The organism is Microbulbifer mangrovi, assembly GCF_002009015.1.
In the GTDB taxonomy this organism is placed as follows: Bacteria; Pseudomonadota; Gammaproteobacteria; order Pseudomonadales; family Cellvibrionaceae; genus Microbulbifer; species Microbulbifer mangrovi.
In genome coordinates this window covers 29,713-47,440 of sequence record NZ_LZDE01000327.1, presented here as the reverse complement: position 1 = coordinate 47,440, position 17,728 = coordinate 29,713, and the positions used below count along the sequence as shown (strand labels likewise).

Genomic DNA, 17,728 nt, shown 5'->3' with positions numbered 1-17,728 from the left:
AAGACATCGGCAAGCTGCCCGACTCCTCCATCGCTGAAGCCATCTCCCGTCTGCCGGGCCTGGCTACCCAGCGTCTGGACGGCCGTGCCAGCCGAGTAACCATTCGCGGCTTCGGTGAAAATGAAAGTGCCACCACCTTCAATGGTCGTGAGCAGGTTTCCATCTCCGACAACCGCGGTGTGGAATTCGATCTCTACCCCTCCGAGATCATGAGCGGTGTAACCGTCTACAAAACCCCGACTGCCAACCTGGAAGCTGAAGGCATTGCCGGCGTGATCGACATGCAGACCGTCAAGCCGCTGGAGCGTGGCGAGCGTGTTGTGCAGTTCAACGGTCAGCTGGAAGCGACCAGCTTTGACAAGCTGAATCCGGATGGTGAAGACAAAGGCCATCGTGGCACCTTCTCCTACATTGACCAGTTTGCGGATGATACCGTTGGTGTGGCTTTCGCCTACAACACCATGAGCTCCCCGAACCAGGAAGAGCGCTGGAACTCCTGGGGCTACCGCAACGATACCCCGGGACTGGAAGATTACTCCGTACTGGGCGGTGCCAAGCCGTTTGTACGTTCATCCCTGCTTGAGCGCGACAGCGCCATGCTGGTAGTTGAGTTGCAGCCGAATGACAAACTGCACACTACCTTCGATGCTCTCTACGTAGACTTCACCGACGAGAAGATCCTGCGCGGTATCGAACTCCCCGTTGCCTGGGGCCAGGGCAGCATCACTGCAAATGAAATTGACGAAGCAACCGGCTTCGTAACCAGCGGTACCACCGAAGGTCAGCGCGTTGTTGTGCGCAACGACATGGAGAGCCGCTCCGCGGAAATGAAGTCCTTCGGTTTCAATACCAAGTACGACTTCACCGACGACTTCCAGCTGGAGTTCGATGCCAGCCACTCCAAGGTTGAGCGCGATATCTGGAGCTTCGAGAGCTACTCCGGTACTGGCCGTGGCGACAGCGAAGGTGTTGCTGATGACCTCACATACACCTTCAATGGCGGTAACACCGGCGCACAGTTCGAGCATGGTCTGGACTACAGCGACTATGACCTGATTCAGCTGGGCGGCCCGCTGACCTGGGGCTGGAGCCAGGCGCTGAACGACAAATACAACCTCGCAGGCACTCCCTACGAGAATGCAGCGCAGGACGGCTTCCTGAATGCGCCGGAAATCGATGACGAGCTGACCTCCCTGAAGCTGGCTGCTACCCAAATTGTTGAAGCGGGTATCGTCAACGAAATTTCCTACGGTGTTTCCTACCGCGACCGCCAGAAAGTGAAGCGCTCTCAGGGTTACTACATGACCCTGGCGAACTTCGACGGTACTACCGAAAACAGCACCCTGATCGTGCCGGAAGAATACCGTCTGGGCACCGTTTCCTTGGACTTCATCGGCATGGGCGAGATGATTGCCTACGACGCGGCTGGCATGCTGCGTGACGGCTATTACGAGCTGACCGACGAATCCCTGACTGATATCAAGCACCTGACCAAGTCTTACGATATCAGCGAAGCCGTTACTGCGGCCTTTGCACAGGCGGACTTCGAAACTCAGGTGGCAGGTCTGCCGCTGTCCGGTAATGCTGGTCTGCGCTACGTATACACCGAAGTGACTTCCAAAGGTTACACCGGTAAGGTCGAAAACAACCTGGTCGTTGCAGAAGCCTCCAACGTGAAGCACGACTACGGTCACCTGCTGCCAAGCCTGAACCTGTCTCTGGAAATCGACGAGCAGCAGACTCTGCGCTTCGGTGCGGCCAAGACTATCTCCCGTGCTCGCATGGATGAGATGAACTCTTCCGTAAACTTCGAGTACTCTGCGACTCAGGATGACAACGGCAACAATTTCAAAATCTCCGGTGGTAACCCCTACCTGGAGCCGAAAGAAGCGATTGGCGTTGACCTGTCCTACGAGAATTACTTCAGCGACGAAGGTTACTTCTCCGTAGCAGTTTTCTGGAAAGACCTCGATTCCTGGCACTTCGACGACAACTACGAAGTTGATGTGTCCGAAGTGTTGTCTCTGGATTCCACCCTGATTCCGGATGGTGTTTCCTCCGACGCGACCCGCTACAGTAAGGTCAATGGCGGTGGCGGTACCCTGCAGGGTTACGAGTTGTCTGTGTCTCTGCCGTTCAACATGTTCAGCGAAAGCCTCGACGGTTTCGGCCTGCTGGCAAGCCACACTGGCGTTAGCTCTGATATCGAAGACATCAATGGTAACGAGTACGAGCTGCCGGGCTTGTCTGACAGCATCCAGAACATGACCATCTACTACGATAACCATGGTTTCTCTGCCCGTACCAGTGTGCGCAAGCGTTCTGACTTCAAGGGCGACGTATATGGCCTGGGCTTCGATACCGTACAGGTAGACGTGCTGGGTGAAACCATCGTCGACGCGCAGCTGGGTTACGACTTTGGCGAGTCTGGTATCGGTGGTCTGGAAGGCCTGTCCGTTTACCTGCAGGGCATCAACCTGACCGACGAGCCGTTTACCACACTGAGCGGTGACAATGAACTTCAGGTTCGCGATTACCAGAGCTACGGCAAGACCTTCTTGCTGGGCTTCAGCTACGAGCTGTAAGCACCTCTGAGTTGTCATCAGGGCCCCTGTGATTCCGGTTGCAGGGGCCTTTTTTGTTTTACAGGAGTTTATTGGCAGGGAAGGCGAGAAGTAATTTGAGAGAGCCCTCAACGGGGGATAGTAGTGAACAATAAAAAAATAAAGAAATTAGTCATTCTTGGCGGTGGCACGGCGGGCTGGATGACAGCAGCCCTGATGGCTCGCAGTATGCGCGAGACGGTCGACATTACCCTGGTCGAGTCAGACCAGATTGGTACTGTGGGCGTCGGTGAAGCCACGATCCCGCCAATCCAGAATTTCAATCGCGCGCTGGGCATTGATGAGCAGGATTTTCTCAAGGCGACCAGGGGCACCATCAAGCTTGGAATTCAGTTTGAAAACTGGTCGCGCCCGGGCAGTAGCTATATGCATGCCTTCGGCAACATCGGCAAGAATTTTCCGTTCTGCGATTTTCACCACTACTGGCTGCGCGCCCGCGCAAACGGCGATACGAGCAGTCTGTGGGATTACTCACTGAATTATCAGGCGGCGAAAAATAATCGCTTTGCGCCGCTGCCCAATATACCCAACACCAATCTTCCCGGTATCGCCTATGCCTATCATTTTGACGCCGGGCTATATGCGCAGTACCTGCGAAAGTTCAGCGAGCAGCGCGGTGTGCAGCGCATCGAGGGCAAGGTCTGCGATGTGCGCCAAAACGGGAACACCGGGGATGTAGAGAGCCTGTTGCTGGAAAACGGGCAGTCGGTAGAGGGAGACCTGTTTGTAGACTGCTCCGGGTTTGTGGGGCTGCTGATCGATAAGGTCGTGGGTAGTGAGTACGAGCGCTGGGACAAGTGGCTTCCCTGCGATCGTGCAATGGCAGTACCCAGCCAGTCCGCTGAGAAACTTGTTCCCTATACGCGGTCAATCGCCCACAGCGCCGGCTGGCAGTGGCAGATTCCCCTGCAGCACCGTACGGGTAACGGCATGGTGTATTCCAGTGCGCACTGGAGCGATGAGCAGGCCCGCGACGCGCTGTTTGCCAACCTCCCCGGAGCGGCCCTGGCGGAAGCCCGGATTATCCCGTTCAATACCGGCCATCGGCGCGAACAGTGGAAAAACAATGTGGTTAGCCTGGGGCTGGCGAGCGGATTCCTGGAACCGCTGGAGAGCACATCGATTCACCTGATTCAGTCCGCGGCAACCCGCCTGATCAAATGTTTTCCGCATTGCGGTATTCGCGACGTTGAAGTGGCGGAATTCAATCGCCAGTCCAGGGTGGAGATGGAGCGTATTCGCGATTTCATTATCCTGCACTACAAGGCGAACCAGCGTCGCGACAGTGATTTTTGGCGAGCCTGTGAGGATATGGCTGTGCCCGACAGCTTGAATGCAAAAATCGAGCTGTTCCGCAGTACGGGCAAGGTATTCCGCGATTACGATGACCTGTTTACCGAGGTGGCCTGGCAGCAGGTATTGATCGGACAGGGTGTGCTGCCTGAGGATTATCATGTCATCGCCGAGGGGCTGAGTGACGCACAGCTAAACGATCTGATGCAGAGCCTGAAAACCCTGATTCAGGGTACGGTTGCCCAATTGCCTGCGCACGAGGAGTTTCTAGCGGGGCATGTAGGATAAGCAAATGGAGCGTCATATACCGTTATATGGCGCTCCGGACTCCAGCTTATACTTTCTTGTCACAGTGTCCTTTGAAAAGAAAGTTTACCGCCTGCGGAAATATTCGATTCCAGAATGCTTCGTTGTGCTCTCCATCCGCGTCCAGCTGCGCCCGCCACTGATCAGGGCCAGCGTGTTGTTTAAGAAGGTGTGCCATCTGGTTGAATCCCTCGGTCATCGACTCGCCTTCCTTGCCTCCTGTTGAAAGGTAGATCCGGGTATTTTTCAAAGCGGGGTTGGCTTCGGTTGTCGCCAGTATTTGCGGCGCTATCCAGTAAGATGGCGAAAATAGTCCTGCGAGGCCAAAAGTCTGAGGATGGCGATTGATTGCGTGGTTGGAGATAAGGCCTCCCATGGAGCTGCCCATCACCGCGGTGTGTTCTCTCCCAGGCAGTGTGCGGAACTTCTGGTCGATGCGAGGCTTTAGCTCGTTGACCAGAAAATCCACATAGGCATCACCTTCGCCCTCGCCGAAGCGCTCATTGTCGTAGGGGTTAAGCTCGGTCATTCGCAGCTTGTCCCCGTGGTCGATACCGACCACGATCATTTCCAGGTCGCAGGTGCTGGCTAATTGATTGAGCGCCTCATCCACCCCCCATTCACCCACATACGAAGTGGCGTCATCGAACAGGTTTTGTCCATCGTGCATATACAGCACTGGATAGTGCTTGTTGGATTCTTCGTAACTCTCTGGCAGATACACGCGATATATACGCTCGCGCTGCAGGGTTTTCATTTCTACGGCGGGCATGACGTGCACATTGGACTGGGCGGTGGACGCTGTCGTGGGTGCTCCGTTGGTGGTCATAGCATGGAGGGCCAATAAAACAATTGCGGCTAGGTTGAAGCGCTTGGTCATTATTCCTTCTCTGGAAGTCTCGAGCAGGCTAGCAGTATCTATTGTTCGGCAAGAGTGTGCTTCCGCCTTGGTGGGGGAGGAGGATGGGCATAGTAGTTGCTGGGATGTTTGTCACTTATGGCAGGTTTGTGCAATGGAAGGGGGGCTTCGTCTGGAGCTCGCACCAGATGGATTCAAGTTAACAGCTTCCATACCCCTTTGCGGGCTGTATTCCATACGATATAGGCGATATATTTTTGTTCTTGCCTTACCCGTTCACGCTGGCCACTAGATACGTATCTCTTTTGGACCTCAATATCTAATAATCAAAAAATTTTGGATGGCATATGAAAAGGAATTCTCCATTCAGGTTCAAACTGCTTGCGCTTGCAATTCTCGCCCTGAGTCTGACTGCCTGTGGAGGTGGTGGCGGTGGTTCTGAGGCCCCTGCCCCTTCGCCGCAGCCGACGCCCGAGCCCGTCCCTGAGCCTGCCCCGGAGCCAACCCCGGATGCCAGCGGAGTGATTGTCGATAGTCCCATCGCCAATTTTCACTATTTGACAACCTCCGGCATTGAGGGGAGCACTGACAGGGGTGGGGTGTTCGAATATGTCACTAACGATAATGTAGTTTTCTCTCTGGGTGCGCTTCAGTTCCCGGAAATTCCCACTGCCAGTGCAATAACTCCGCTAGAGCTGTTTGCGGTAAAAGATATTCGAGATTCCAGGGTGGTGAATTTTATTCGCCTGATACAAAGCCTGGATGACGATGGCGATATCGATGAACGTATCCAGCTGCATGAAAGTACTGCGGAAGTGATCAATTCCTCAGGCCTTTCACTGGAGCATTTCAATCAGGACCCGTTGTCGTTCGAGAGCAGTAATGAGGTAACTGCGATTCTTTCGGGATTAGGTCTAGGCCAACTGGTGGACCTTGAGAGCGCGGTTGCGCATTTCTCGGCAACCATGCAGTACTCAAGCATTATCGATTCCGACCTCGATGGAACGTCGAATGCGGACGATCTCGATGACGATAATGATGGCGTTGAAGATGCGCATGATGCACAGCCCTATGATCAGGAAATCGGTGGGGATGCCGACATGGACGGTGTCGATAATATTGAGGACACCGATGATGATAACGACGGGGTAGAAGACGCGGACGATGAGTTCCCATTTGACCCGGCGGAGTCCCAAGATTCTGATGGCGACGGAATTGGCGATGCTGCCGACCCGGATGACGACAATGACGGGGTTGCTGACGAGAAGGATGCGTCTCCGTTAGACCCAGAGGTTTCTGGAGATCGTGACAGTGACGGAGTAGACAATTTATTTGACACTGACAACGATAACGATGGCGTATTGGACACCGAAGACGCGTTTCCTTATGACGAATCCGAGCAGTTGGATTCAGATGGCGACGGTGTAGGGAACAATGCTGACTCCGACGATGACAATGATGGTGTGGCAGATAGCCGGGATTCTGATCCGCTGGATCCGCAGGTTTCCGGCGATTACGACGAAGATGGTATTGACGACCTTCACGACTCGGATGACGATAATGATGGTGTGCAGGATGCGGTAGACGCCTTTCCTTATGACGATTCCGAACAACTGGACACCGATGACGATGGTCTTGGTGATAATGCCGATTCGGATGATGATAACGATGGTATCGAAGATCAGTACGATCAATACCCGAAAAGTGAACTGGCCAGCGGCGATCTCGACGGCGACGGTGAAGATAATATTTTCGATAGTGATGACGACGGCGACGGTGTGGAGGATTCCGAGGATCTGTTTCCGTTCGATGCGACAGAAACTGAAGACTGGGATGCAGACGGTATTGGCAATAACAGTGATCCGGATGACGATAACGATGGAGTCGCGGATCCACATGATGAGTCACCGAACGACCCGGCGCACAGCGGGGATTACGACAGCGATGGGTTAGACAATATCGTTGACCCGGACGACGACAACGATGGGATCGAGGATGAATCTGACCAGTTCCCGTTTGATGAAACGGAAAGTCGCGATTTTGATGGAGACGGCGTAGGTAATAATGCGGATCCGGATGATGACAACGACGGAACTCCCGATTTTCTTGATGAGGCGCCATTGGATCCGCAGGTCACCGGTGATACCGACGGCGATGGTATCGATAACCTGAAAGATCCCGATGATGATAACGATGGTTTTGTAGATAGCCAGGACAGTTTCCCACACGATGCCAGTGAGCATCGGGACTTTGACGGCGACACGATCGGAGATAATGCAGATGTTGATGACGACAACGACAACCTGCTGGATACCGAAGACAGGTTAAGCATTGTTGGCAATCAATCGGTGTACCTGCAGGAAGAGCCGATTGTATTGAAAGTGGAGGGATTTGATCCAAATTTTGAAAAGGCCCTGGATGAAGATGGCTGGCATGTTCAGTTCTATACCTATGATGTAAATAAACCGGAGCGGTATTTGTCGGAATACACCGCTGCGGGTGTATACAACGCGAATTATGAGTCGAGTACGGGGATCTGGAACATTGAATACTGGGCGCCGCGTGTTCCGGGCAGTTACAAGACTGAAGTTACTTTGTATTGCTCCATGTCACCGAGTAATTGCGAAAATCAGTTTCCCTATGTTCAGGTAGAGCAGTTTATCTATTTTGAATCTACCTGTGATGAGAAGCCTTGTACGTATGAGCTGGATGTTCCAACGGGTAGTTATGTTACGAACACCTATGAATATTCGTATGTGCCAAATTTCACGCAGCGGGAAAATGGCGAGCTGGTAGCTGTTTATTCAGAGTTGGACAATACCTATCTTGTGCGCTCTGTAAATCAGGGGGAAACTTGGGAGGCGGTGTCAACGCTGCCCGAGAAGCTCTACGAGAATACAGCCTTGATAGAGAACAGCATTGGAAATCTGTTGCTGTTGGGCTTGTGCAGCGATTTTGAATACTGTGTATATGAAACGGCAGATGGCAGTAGCTGGCTGAAAACGGATATCACTGGCGCGACCAATTTCGCCGGTTGTGATCAAATTGAATGCAATTCAAACGATATACGTCCGGAGTCAATGATCGAGAGTGTCGATGGCCAGTATGTCGTTAGCTACACAGTGCATGATACGAGTAGTGAGAACAGTCGATCAGAGGTTTATGTCACAACAAGCGGCGATTTTCAGAGCTGGACTGATTCAATCAAGGTGTCAGAGAGCGATGATCACAATTTCGCCTCGCAGCTAATGCAGTCCAGCGATGAGCGTTACTACCTTAGTTATGTTTCGTACGCATCTGGCGGGCTAGTTGTGGCGGAATCCGCCGACTTGCTTTCCTGGAGCAATAGTTATTCACTGGGATCCTACAACAACTACCGCTACCCATTTCTTGTTGAGCTGGCCGGGGTCAAGCACCTTTACTTCTCATCCTGGGATGGCCTGTATCACAGTGCGCTTTCGGAGGGGAGTTTTTCCGCGGTGAGCCTGGTCGCTGACGATATCAGGTACCCCAGTGCGATAACTCCTTTGCAGAGCGGAAACATTGGATTGATCTATGATGTGGACCTGAACAACCAGCACGATGTCTTTTATGTAGAAATAGACGCTGCAAATCTCCCGTAATGACCGGGGCAACGAAAAAAGGGGGCTGATTATCAGCCCCCTTTTCGGTTCTGCTTAATGCCGAATCTGCTTCAGTGTGACGTGGTGGTAAATGCGTTACACACCATCACATCCGTCTCCAGCGACCCGATGACGCGCTCGGCAGTATTGCCGCGCAGCAGTGAGCCAGTTTCCCCGTACTGGTTCAGGGTACCCATCACCACCACGTCTGCGTCGATTTCCTTGGCAATCTCGGCAACTACCTCGTTGGTGTAGCCCTGCTTCACGTGGATGCGATCGGTGGGGACACCGGTCTTGTCTGCCAGCTTGGCCAGGGCGCCGCGGTCCGGGTAGCGCATGGAGTCGAGGAACGCATTCACCAGATGCAGCTCGGCACCGTACATATTGGCAATGTAGTTGGCGCGCTCGGTGATCTGACGGTTCAGCTGACGCTGCTGGTTGGTCTGGGCCTGGTAGTTGACGGTCGCCAGTACCACTTTGCGGCGATCCTTGGCGCCGGGGCGAATCAGTACCACCGGGCACTTGGCCTGTTTCAGTACCTGCCACTTGGATTCGGCAAAGGTGAAGCGGCGGCTGCTGGTTCTGGCGTGCACCGGCAGGTAGATCATTTCGGCGTTGCAGCGCTTGGCTTCCTGGATGATGGCTCCCTGCCAGTCGCTGGACCAGCACACGGAGATCTCGAATTCGACACCGGCCTCTTCGATCGGGGTGCGGATCTGGTCGCGGAACCAGAACTCGTCGCGGAACAGGTGGTCGTTTACGGCACGGGTATCTACCGCTTCCCCGTCCACGGCCACGAATACGGCAAGCTTGGGCTGGGGGTTGCGCTCGCGCGCGGTGGTCAGTGCGCGTTCGAGGGCTACATGGCGGTCGTCATTGGGGTCGACGACAACGAATACGACGGGTTTATCCTGCATGGTCACTCCTTTTAAATTGGGAAACGGTTCCCTGAATTCTCTCTGGTATCACCGCGCAACAGGTTGATCTGGCGCAGTTCCCGCCTCTGTAATTGGTGCCAAAAGTGGCTTTGGGGCGGCCCTAAGACTGGGGAGTCAAGCCTATCACCGGCCGCTGCCTTTTTCATCTACGCCCCGGGGCGGGATGATGAAAATGTGGCTGTGGTGCGTACAGTAGGTTGCAGTGATTACCGTTCGATAACGGCGGAGAGAAGATAATGAGAAAAACATCCGGCCTGAGTGCCTTTATCGCCGCTGCCAGCCTCTCGCTGGCCGCCTGTAGCGATGGATCCGTTACGGATCCTGCGACGCCAGTTACCACAGCTGACTCCCCGGTCCACGCCGAGGCTGCGGAGAAGGTCGCGGCACCGACCGGGGCAGACCCATTCTGGAGCAATGCCACCGTTTATTTCATGCTCCCCGACCGCTTTGCCAACGGTGACCCGGACAACGATCTGGCCTACGGGCGCGAGGCCGATACGGGCCACCTGCGCGGTTTTCACGGCGGCGACCTGCAAGGCGTTATCGACAAGCTGAATGAGGGTTACTTCGACGCGCTGGGTGTTGACGCCCTGTGGATGTCCCCGGTCTACGAGCAGATTCACGGTGCCACGGATGAGGGCACCGGGCGCACTTACGCCTATCACGGCTACTGGCCCAGAGATTGGACCACCGTTGATCACAACTTTGGCAGTGAGGCGCTACTGGCGGAACTGATTGATACGGCGCACAGCCGCGGCATCCGCGTACTGCTGGATGTGGTGGCGAACCATACTGGTCCGGTGACTGGCAAGGATCCGCTGTGGCCAGCGGAGTGGAGCCGCGCCGATTCTGTGTGCGACTGGTCTGGCTTTGCCGGTACCGTCAGCTGCATGCTGGTTGATAACCTGCCGGACATCCGCACCGAAAGTGATGCGCCAGTGTCAACGCCGCCGCAGCTGGTGAGCAAGTGGGCGGAGGAGGGACGCCTGCAACAGGAGCAGGCCGAGCTGGACGCATTCTTTGAGCGCACCGGTTACCCGCGCGCGCCCAAATATTACATGGTGAAATGGCTGACCGACTGGGTGCGTGAGTACGGTGTTGACGGCTTTCGCGTGGATACGGTCAAGCATGTGGAGCCGGAAGTCTGGGCAGTGCTCAAGAAGGAGGCAAGCCTTGCCCTCGCAGATTGGAAGCAACGCAACCCGGATAGAAAGCTCGACAATCGCGACTTCTTTATGGTCGGGGAGGTCTATGGCTATGGGATTACCAGCGGACGTGATTTCGATTTCGGCGATCGCCAGGTGGACTTCTTTGACTACGGCTTCGACAGCCTGATCAATTTCGATATCGCTGCGCGCGCCGATCGCGAAGATATGGAGTCGATCTTTTCCCGCTACTCACAAATGTTGAACGGCGGGGCAATGGAGGGTGTTGGTGTGCTCAATTACCTGACCTCTCACGACGATATGAATTCCTTCGACCGCGAGCGCCAGCGTCCCCGCGAAGCGGCATTCAAGTTGATGCTGGCGCCCGGCGCCGCACAGATCTACTACGGCGATGAGCTGGCCCGGCCGCTGACGGCGCCCGGTGCCCAGGGCGATGCCCAGCTGCGTAGCCCTATGAACTGGGGGGATCTGGAAAAAACCGAAACCCGCGAGATACTCGCTCTTTGGCAGAAACTGGGTCAGTTCCGACAGTCTCATCTGGCGGTCGGCGCCGGTGTGCACAAGCGTCTCAGTGAAGCGCCCTATGTATTCAGCCGCACACTGGAAGATGATCGGGTAATAGTGGCACTGGATATGCCAAAAGGGGAGAAGTCCCTGTCTGCTGCCGGCGTCTTCGCCGAGGGCACCCTGGTGAAAGATTATTACTCTGGTGTTGAAGCCCGGGTAGAAAATGGCACTCTGAAATTTGATACAGAGTTCGATACTCTGCTTTTGGGTAGCCCCGCCACCCAGGCATTGAGCGCCCGGTAACTGACCGGGCCGCGAAATTTGTCATCACTCCGCAGCGGTGAGTTCCAGAGCACTTGCTACCGGATCTTGCCTCGTGCAGTGAGATGACTTGGAATTGACGGCTGTATTGACGTCTTTGTTTGTCCGGCCTTTTTTGGCCGCGTGTGACCCCATCTCTTTCTCGTCGAAAGATTTACCGGTATCCGCTGACGCGTGATACCGGTTTTTTTTGCCTGTCACTTTTGTGCGGTACCTCACTTTTACAAACTCTCATTGGCGGGTTTGCCAACTCCTCCCCCGGGGAGGGTGAGGTAATCCTTTGCGATCAGAGTAATTTGAATATGCGCCTTACTCGGCGCTGCGCTTATGCGGTTCCTGCGCACAACACAGCTGCGATGTATTCAGTTGAAAAAAATAAAGACTGAATGTTGAACTGACATGACAGTCGTCCGGATAAAAATAACGACCGGAGCATAGCGATGATATCTGCCCCCCTAGTGGTCGGAGACAAGGTCTCCGCTACCTACGTATGCCTGCGCGCTTTTCTGCTGCTGGTACTCTGCCTGCCTGTTACGGCATTTGCGCAAAACTGGTCGGAAGCGTGGTTTCGCGGCACCCCAAACGATTGGGGTACCACAGCGATGACCTACGACGCAGAAGCCGGTGCCTGGGTTACAGAACAGACGTTCGACGATGCCAACCCGCGCTTCAAGATCAGCCACTTTCAGAACTGGGATGAAGCCTACCCGGCGAATGACTTCCTGATGCAAAACGGGCGCTATCGGATTACTTTCGACGACGTCAGCAAAGCGATTTCGGTGACGGAGATTGTTGATCCCCCGGCTGGGTCGAGTAATCAAATCTGTTTCGATAATGCGCAGAATTATGCTGATCCCCATATCTATTTCTGGGGACCGCAGCCGGCTGCCGGGTTCAACGATCTACCCGCTTGGCCTGGACGACCAATGACCCAGAGCGGTGGCGTTTACTGCTATGACTTTGCCGGGCATCTTGATGGTGCCATGCCGGACTCGCTGAATGTAATTTTCAATGATAACGGTGCAACCCAGACGCCCGACCTGCTTTTCAGTGGCGATCCCTGCTACCTCGATGGCCAGTGGCAACCTGCACAGAGCTGCGGGCTCGATGAAACCCCGGATCAGCCTCCCAGCGAGCGTCCGCTGCTGGCGCAGCCGCTGAATTTCCCCATTTCCGGCAATGTATCCGGTGGCAACTACCGGTTTGAAATCGCCTATCCCAACCTGCAGGGCATGTTTATGTCGCCGGTGATGGTGGTGCCGGATGGGTTGAATGACCTGCTTTATGTTGTGGATAAAACCGGTTCTATTTTTACCTTCCCGAATCGTGAAGATGTCGCTCCGGGCGAGGTGCAGACCCTGCTCAACATCAACACTGAAGTGCGGAACTATCACGAACAGGGCCTGCTCAGCATGGCCTTTGACCCGGGTTTCGCCAGTAATGGCTTTATCTATATCTATTACATCCACGGTACCGATGACAACGAGCGCGCACCGGATGGCAGTTACGGCGATGCCATCCTCGAGCGCTGGACGGTAGATGACCCGAACGGTCCGGTTCAGGTAGTTGCCGGCTCCAGAGCGGAGCTGCTGCGAATTCCCCAGCGCGGTCCCGACCACAAGGGCGGCATGATGCAGTTCCACCCGGAGGACAATTACCTGTACCTGAGTATCGGTGACGGTGCCTACGGGCACAGTGCCACCATGTCGTATCCGGAAGACCCGCGCACTAATAATGGCGCGCAGGAAACCGATAACCTGCTGGGTACTTTTGTGCGTATCCAGCCACTGGCGCAGCCGGTAGACGGGAAGTATTACGCGATCCCCGCAGATAACCCCTTTGTGGGCGTACCCGGTTTCCGTGAGGAGATCTGGTCCTATGGCCACCGCAACCCCTGGCGCTGGAGCTTCGATGGCGAAGCCCCGTATACCCTGTGGGAGACCGAAGTCGGTCAGGCCGGGTTTGAAGAGGTCAACCTGATTGAAAAGGGAAAAAATTACGGCTGGCCGGTGTGTGAAGGCACCACCAACCGCGGGGATCTGGGGGGAGACCCGGCGAAAAACTGCAGCACGGATTTTGAGCCTCCGCGTGATGGTTACGCGCATCCTACCGGTTTCTCGATTATTGGCGGCGTGGTCTATCGGGGCGGTTCGCTTCCGGGACTTACCGGCAATTTCATCTTTGGCGATTACGTTACCAAGCGTATCTGGTCGATTGTAGATGGCGAAGCCAAAACCCTGATCAGTGATACCTTCCCGGAAAACATCGCCTCTTTCGGTACCGACCTCAGTGGCGAAACACTACTGGTTTCCACCTATGGCGTGGAATACGGTGGCCAATCCACAATTTACAAGGTGGTGGATGACGACGCGGAAACCGCGGTAATTCCTGTGAAATTATCTGAAACCGGTCTGTTTGCCGATCTCGAAAACCTGGTACCGGTCTCGGGTGTTTTGGAATACAGCCTGAATACCAAGGGCTGGTTTGATGGCGCCAGTGTGCGTCACTTCATCTCTCTGCCCAACGACAGCCAGATCAATTTTGCCGATATTGATGACTGGGATCTGCCGGTGGGGACGGTGCTGGTAAAACACCAGAGCATCGCCACAGCAGAAAATCCCGAACAACCGTTTACCACATCCGTGCTGTTCCGCCAGGATACCGGCAAGTGGCAAGCGGCGAATTATTACTGGAACAGCGCCGGTACTGACGCTGACCTGGTGAACGAAACGCTCACAGTGATGGATGGCGGCATTGCAAGCCGCCAGCGGGCCGTGCAGTCAGCCGCCGACTGCGGATCCTGCCACATAGGAAGTGGCAGTCGCGAGCCCCTGGCGGTACATACGCGACAGTTCAACCGGGCTTTCCAGTACGGGGAGTCTCCGGAAAGCGCTGCCAACCAGCTGGATGTATTCAATACGATCGGCCTGTTTAGCGAAGATATTGGCAATGCGCAAAATCACGCGCAGTTTGTCGCGGCTGGTGATACCTCCGCAGATTTGAACGAGCGCGCACGCACCTACCTGGATACCAATTGTTCTCACTGTCATGCCAGTGGTTTTATGGATCTGCGCTACGACACGCCGCTGGCGGATACGCGCCTGCTGGAAGTGGAAACCACCGGCAGTACCGCCCGCCTGCGGCCATTCGATCACGCCAGCAGCCTGATTTATATCTATCAGACCACCGATAACAATCGCATGCCCAAAGGGACCCGTTACACCAACCCGGTGGCGGAGGACCTGTTCAGAAACTGGATTGATGCGACAGCCGCGCAGCAAACCGGTATCGCTTTGCTGGCGGGCAGCGACCGCCTCAACAGCGGTGATCTTCTCAGCGTTACCGTGCAAGCCGAGTTTGATAACGGTTTTACCACGGCTGTCGCCGGTACCCCCAGTGTGACTTCCAGCAATAGCTCGGTGGTTACTATCGAGTCCGTCGATAGCGGTGCGTTTACCCTGCGTGCGGTTGATCCCGGCAGCGCCACGGTAACCGTGCAGCAAAACGGGTTTAACAAGTCGCTAACCATTTCGGTGACTACGGTGGATACCGGAATAACGGATATCGCTATTGCACCGCAGGGACTGTCTCTGGAGAGCTCCCGTCAGTTGGCAGCCTACGGTGTGCGCGCCGACGGTACGCGCCAGAACTTGTTCGGACAAGTTAGTTGGTCCGTGGCCAGCGGCCCGGCCTCTGTCGACCAGAGTGGCCTGGTGACGCGCACCGGCGGCGGTGATGTCACTGTGCGCGCGGAAGCCGGCGAGTTTGCTGCAACGGTTGCGCTCACCGAGGCGAGCGCCGGAATCTCTGTGCGCTATGACAACCCGGACGATTGGGCCCAGGTATTTGTACACCTGTGGGTGACCGTCGATGGTCAGGATCAGGCGATTACCCAGTGGCCAGGACTACTGATGTCGGGCCCGGATGTCGAAGGTTGGTGGAGTCATACGATAGCGGAGGAAGATCTTCACAACGGACAGATCAATCTGGTGTTCAACAACGCCAACGGCCAGCAGACCGGCGACCAGCGCAATATTGCCGAATCCTCGAGTCTGGCAGGCGGTACCTGGGAACCCTGGGAGCTCGAGGGCCCGGTCGGCGGCGATACTTCGCGCCTGTCTGTGATTGGCGGTGCCACCGCCGATGGTGGCCGCGACTATGCGATTGGCAGCGTCATTACCGTCACCGCAGATACCCCGCCGCTGGGTACCGAGTTCGCCAGCTGGAGTGGCGATGCGGCACCCTATATCGTCGGCGACCCGTCGCAGCCCCAGGTGCAATTGTTGATTCCCCAGCACGACCTGTCCCTGGTTGCCCTGTTCCCCAGCAGCAACAACGCTTACGAGGCCGGGCAGAATTTTTACGCGGCGCACTGTGCCAGTTGTCATGGCGATCAGGGGCAGGGCGGTGTGGCGCAGGCGCTTGCTGGGTCCGGTAGCAACTGGCAGTTGGCGCAGCTCACGCAATATATCGAAGACTTTATGCCCATGGATGCGGCGGCCAGTTGCGTCGGCGATCAGCCTGGGGCCTGTGCCTATGAAACGGCGCGCCTGATCGTGGATGAAGCCTGGGATAACGGCTCCTGTGGTGACAGCAGTTGCGATGGCAGCAACCTGGACCAGCGCAATCTGCGTCTGCTGACACGGGACGAGTATCTCAACAGCGTGCGCGATATTTTTGCCATCGACTTCGATGCCTCGCTGATGAACCCGGTCCCGGCGGATGGTCGATTCCGCAATTTCGATACCGCCTCTTTCCTGACCGCCGGCAACGATCGTACGCTCGGTTACGAGCTGGTGGCAGAGCAGGTTGCGGATCTCGCCCTCGGACAGACGGGTTTCCTGAATCTTGCCAGTGGTTGTGGCGATGTAAATTGCGTGGTGGACACACTTGGCTTCCGCCTGTTCCGTCGTCCGCTGACCACTGCCGAGATCGCCAACTACACGCCGCTCTACAGCAGCGAGGATGATGGCCGGTTACTGCTGCAGGCCTTGCTGATGTCGCCGCATTTTATGTATCGCTCCGAGTTGGGGCAGCTGGATGCGGAAACCGGACTTTATCGTCTCGATAACTACGAAGTGGCTACCCTGCTGTCGTACACCTTCTGGGGTACCACACCGGACGATACGCTGCTGCTGGCGGCCACCGAAGAAAACTTTGATGTGGCTGCGCAGGTAGATCGACTGCTGGCGGACCCCAGATCTGAACAAGGCCTGCGCCGGTTTATCGGTGGATGGCTGATCAACAACCAGTATCCGTTCCCGGCCATCAGCAGTCCCGATCTGATCGCTGCCTTCAAGGAAGAGACTGTCGGCTTCGTGCTGGAAAATATCCGCAACGATGCGGCTTACAGCACCCTGCTGAGCGGCAATGCCACCTGGGCGGATGAGGTTCTGGCGGCACATTACGGCCTCGATACCAGTGCGGGCAGCGGTTGGATGATGCGCAACTTCCCCGTGGGGGATCCGCGTACAGGTACCGGCCTGCTCGGGCACGGCAGCTTCCTCGCGTCACGTACCAGTACCGTCAACCCGGCGCCGATCAAGCGCGGTGTCTACGTGCGCGAAGTGTTGATGTGCCAGGAATTCCCGCCCCCCGCGGCGGCGGATTTCAACGTGGTATTCGAAGAGACCGACAGCAACCGGGAAGCCACTGCGCGCCACACCTCTGATCCGGCCTGCGCCGCCTGTCACCAGTTTATCGATGGTGTCGGCTTTGGTTTCGAAGGCTTTGGCAGCGATGCGCTCTACCGGACCATCGAAACCATCGGCACCGGTGAACAGCAGGCGATTGATGACAGCGGCAGTATCAAGAGCCTGTACACCCCGGCCACAGTGCTCGATCCCACCAGCCCCAGTTACGACTTCTACTCGGTAGCGGAACTGGCCAGCCTGATTGCCGGCAGTGATCAGGGGGAGGCCTGCTTCGCCCGCCAGTTCTACCGCTATGTGGTAGGGCGAGAGGAAAGCGCCAGTGATGACCTGATCATTCATACGGTGAGTGAAGACCTGCGCAATGGCGGCGGCATGCAGGCCATGCTGCGCAGCCTGGTCTTGTCCGACGCATTCACCCTGCGTCGCTGAAACAGGAG

Annotated in this window: 7 protein-coding genes; 5 read left to right on the top strand and 2 right to left on the bottom strand. The window is 55.8% G+C overall.

The window, feature by feature from the left end:
* Both B4U49_RS13095 and B4U49_RS13090 read left to right on the top strand, forming a co-directional pair.
* Positions 1-2,585 (top strand): TonB-dependent receptor (locus B4U49_RS13095; RefSeq protein WP_078085048.1); only part of this gene is annotated, 2,585 nt, incomplete at its 5' end.
* Between the two features lie 123 nt (positions 2,586-2,708).
* Positions 2,709-4,205, top strand: coding sequence for a tryptophan halogenase family protein (locus B4U49_RS13090; protein ID WP_078085047.1), 1,497 nt, complete (start codon positions 2,709-2,711; stop codon positions 4,203-4,205).
* 46 nt (positions 4,206-4,251) lie between these two features.
* Here the strand turns inward: B4U49_RS13090 and B4U49_RS13085 are convergent, their stop codons facing one another.
* Positions 4,252-5,052 (bottom strand): alpha/beta hydrolase, encoded by an 801-nt coding sequence (locus B4U49_RS13085; RefSeq protein WP_239692620.1) that lies wholly within the window; start codon positions 5,050-5,052, stop codon positions 4,252-4,254.
* A 377-nt stretch (positions 5,053-5,429) separates the two neighbouring features.
* Between B4U49_RS13085 and B4U49_RS19485 the strand changes: the two genes are divergently transcribed.
* Complete coding sequence (locus B4U49_RS19485) at positions 5,430-8,705, top strand: hypothetical protein (protein ID WP_143735658.1); 3,276 nt, start codon at positions 5,430-5,432, stop codon at positions 8,703-8,705.
* Positions 8,706-8,776: 71 nt separating this feature from the next.
* Here the strand turns inward: B4U49_RS19485 and B4U49_RS13075 are convergent, their stop codons facing one another.
* Positions 8,777-9,622 carry a universal stress protein gene (locus B4U49_RS13075; protein ID WP_078085044.1) on the bottom strand — a complete coding sequence of 282 codons (846 nt, stop codon included), beginning with the start codon at positions 9,620-9,622 and terminating at the stop codon, positions 8,777-8,779.
* Positions 9,623-9,879: 257 nt separating this feature from the next.
* On the opposite strand from B4U49_RS13075, the gene B4U49_RS13070 reads away from it, so the two are divergent.
* Positions 9,880-11,619, top strand: a complete 1,740-nt coding sequence (locus tag B4U49_RS13070; RefSeq protein WP_078085043.1) for an alpha-amylase family glycosyl hydrolase — start codon at positions 9,880-9,882, stop codon at positions 11,617-11,619.
* A gap of 458 nt (positions 11,620-12,077) precedes the next feature.
* Entirely contained in the window at positions 12,078-17,720 is a 5,643-nt protein-coding gene (locus tag B4U49_RS13065; protein WP_078085042.1) for a PQQ-dependent sugar dehydrogenase, read from the top strand.
* Positions 17,721-17,728 lie beyond the last annotated feature (8 nt).

What these genes read in the sequence shown, in the direction of transcription:
- B4U49_RS19485 (WP_143735658.1), top strand. Translation starts at nt 5,430, where the DNA reads ATGAAAAGGAATTCTCCATTCAGGTTCAAACTGCTTGCGCTTGCAATT.
- B4U49_RS13070 (WP_078085043.1), top strand. Translation starts at nt 9,880, where the DNA reads ATGAGAAAAACATCCGGCCTGAGTGCCTTTATCGCCGCTGCCAGCCTC.
- B4U49_RS13065 (WP_078085042.1), top strand. Translation starts at nt 12,078, where the DNA reads ATGATATCTGCCCCCCTAGTGGTCGGAGACAAGGTCTCCGCTACCTAC.
- B4U49_RS13085 (WP_239692620.1), bottom strand. Translation starts at nt 5,052, where the DNA reads ATGACCACCAACGGAGCACCCACGACAGCGTCCACCGCCCAGTCCAAT.
- B4U49_RS13075 (WP_078085044.1), bottom strand. Translation starts at nt 9,622, where the DNA reads ATGCAGGATAAACCCGTCGTATTCGTTGTCGTCGACCCCAATGACGAC.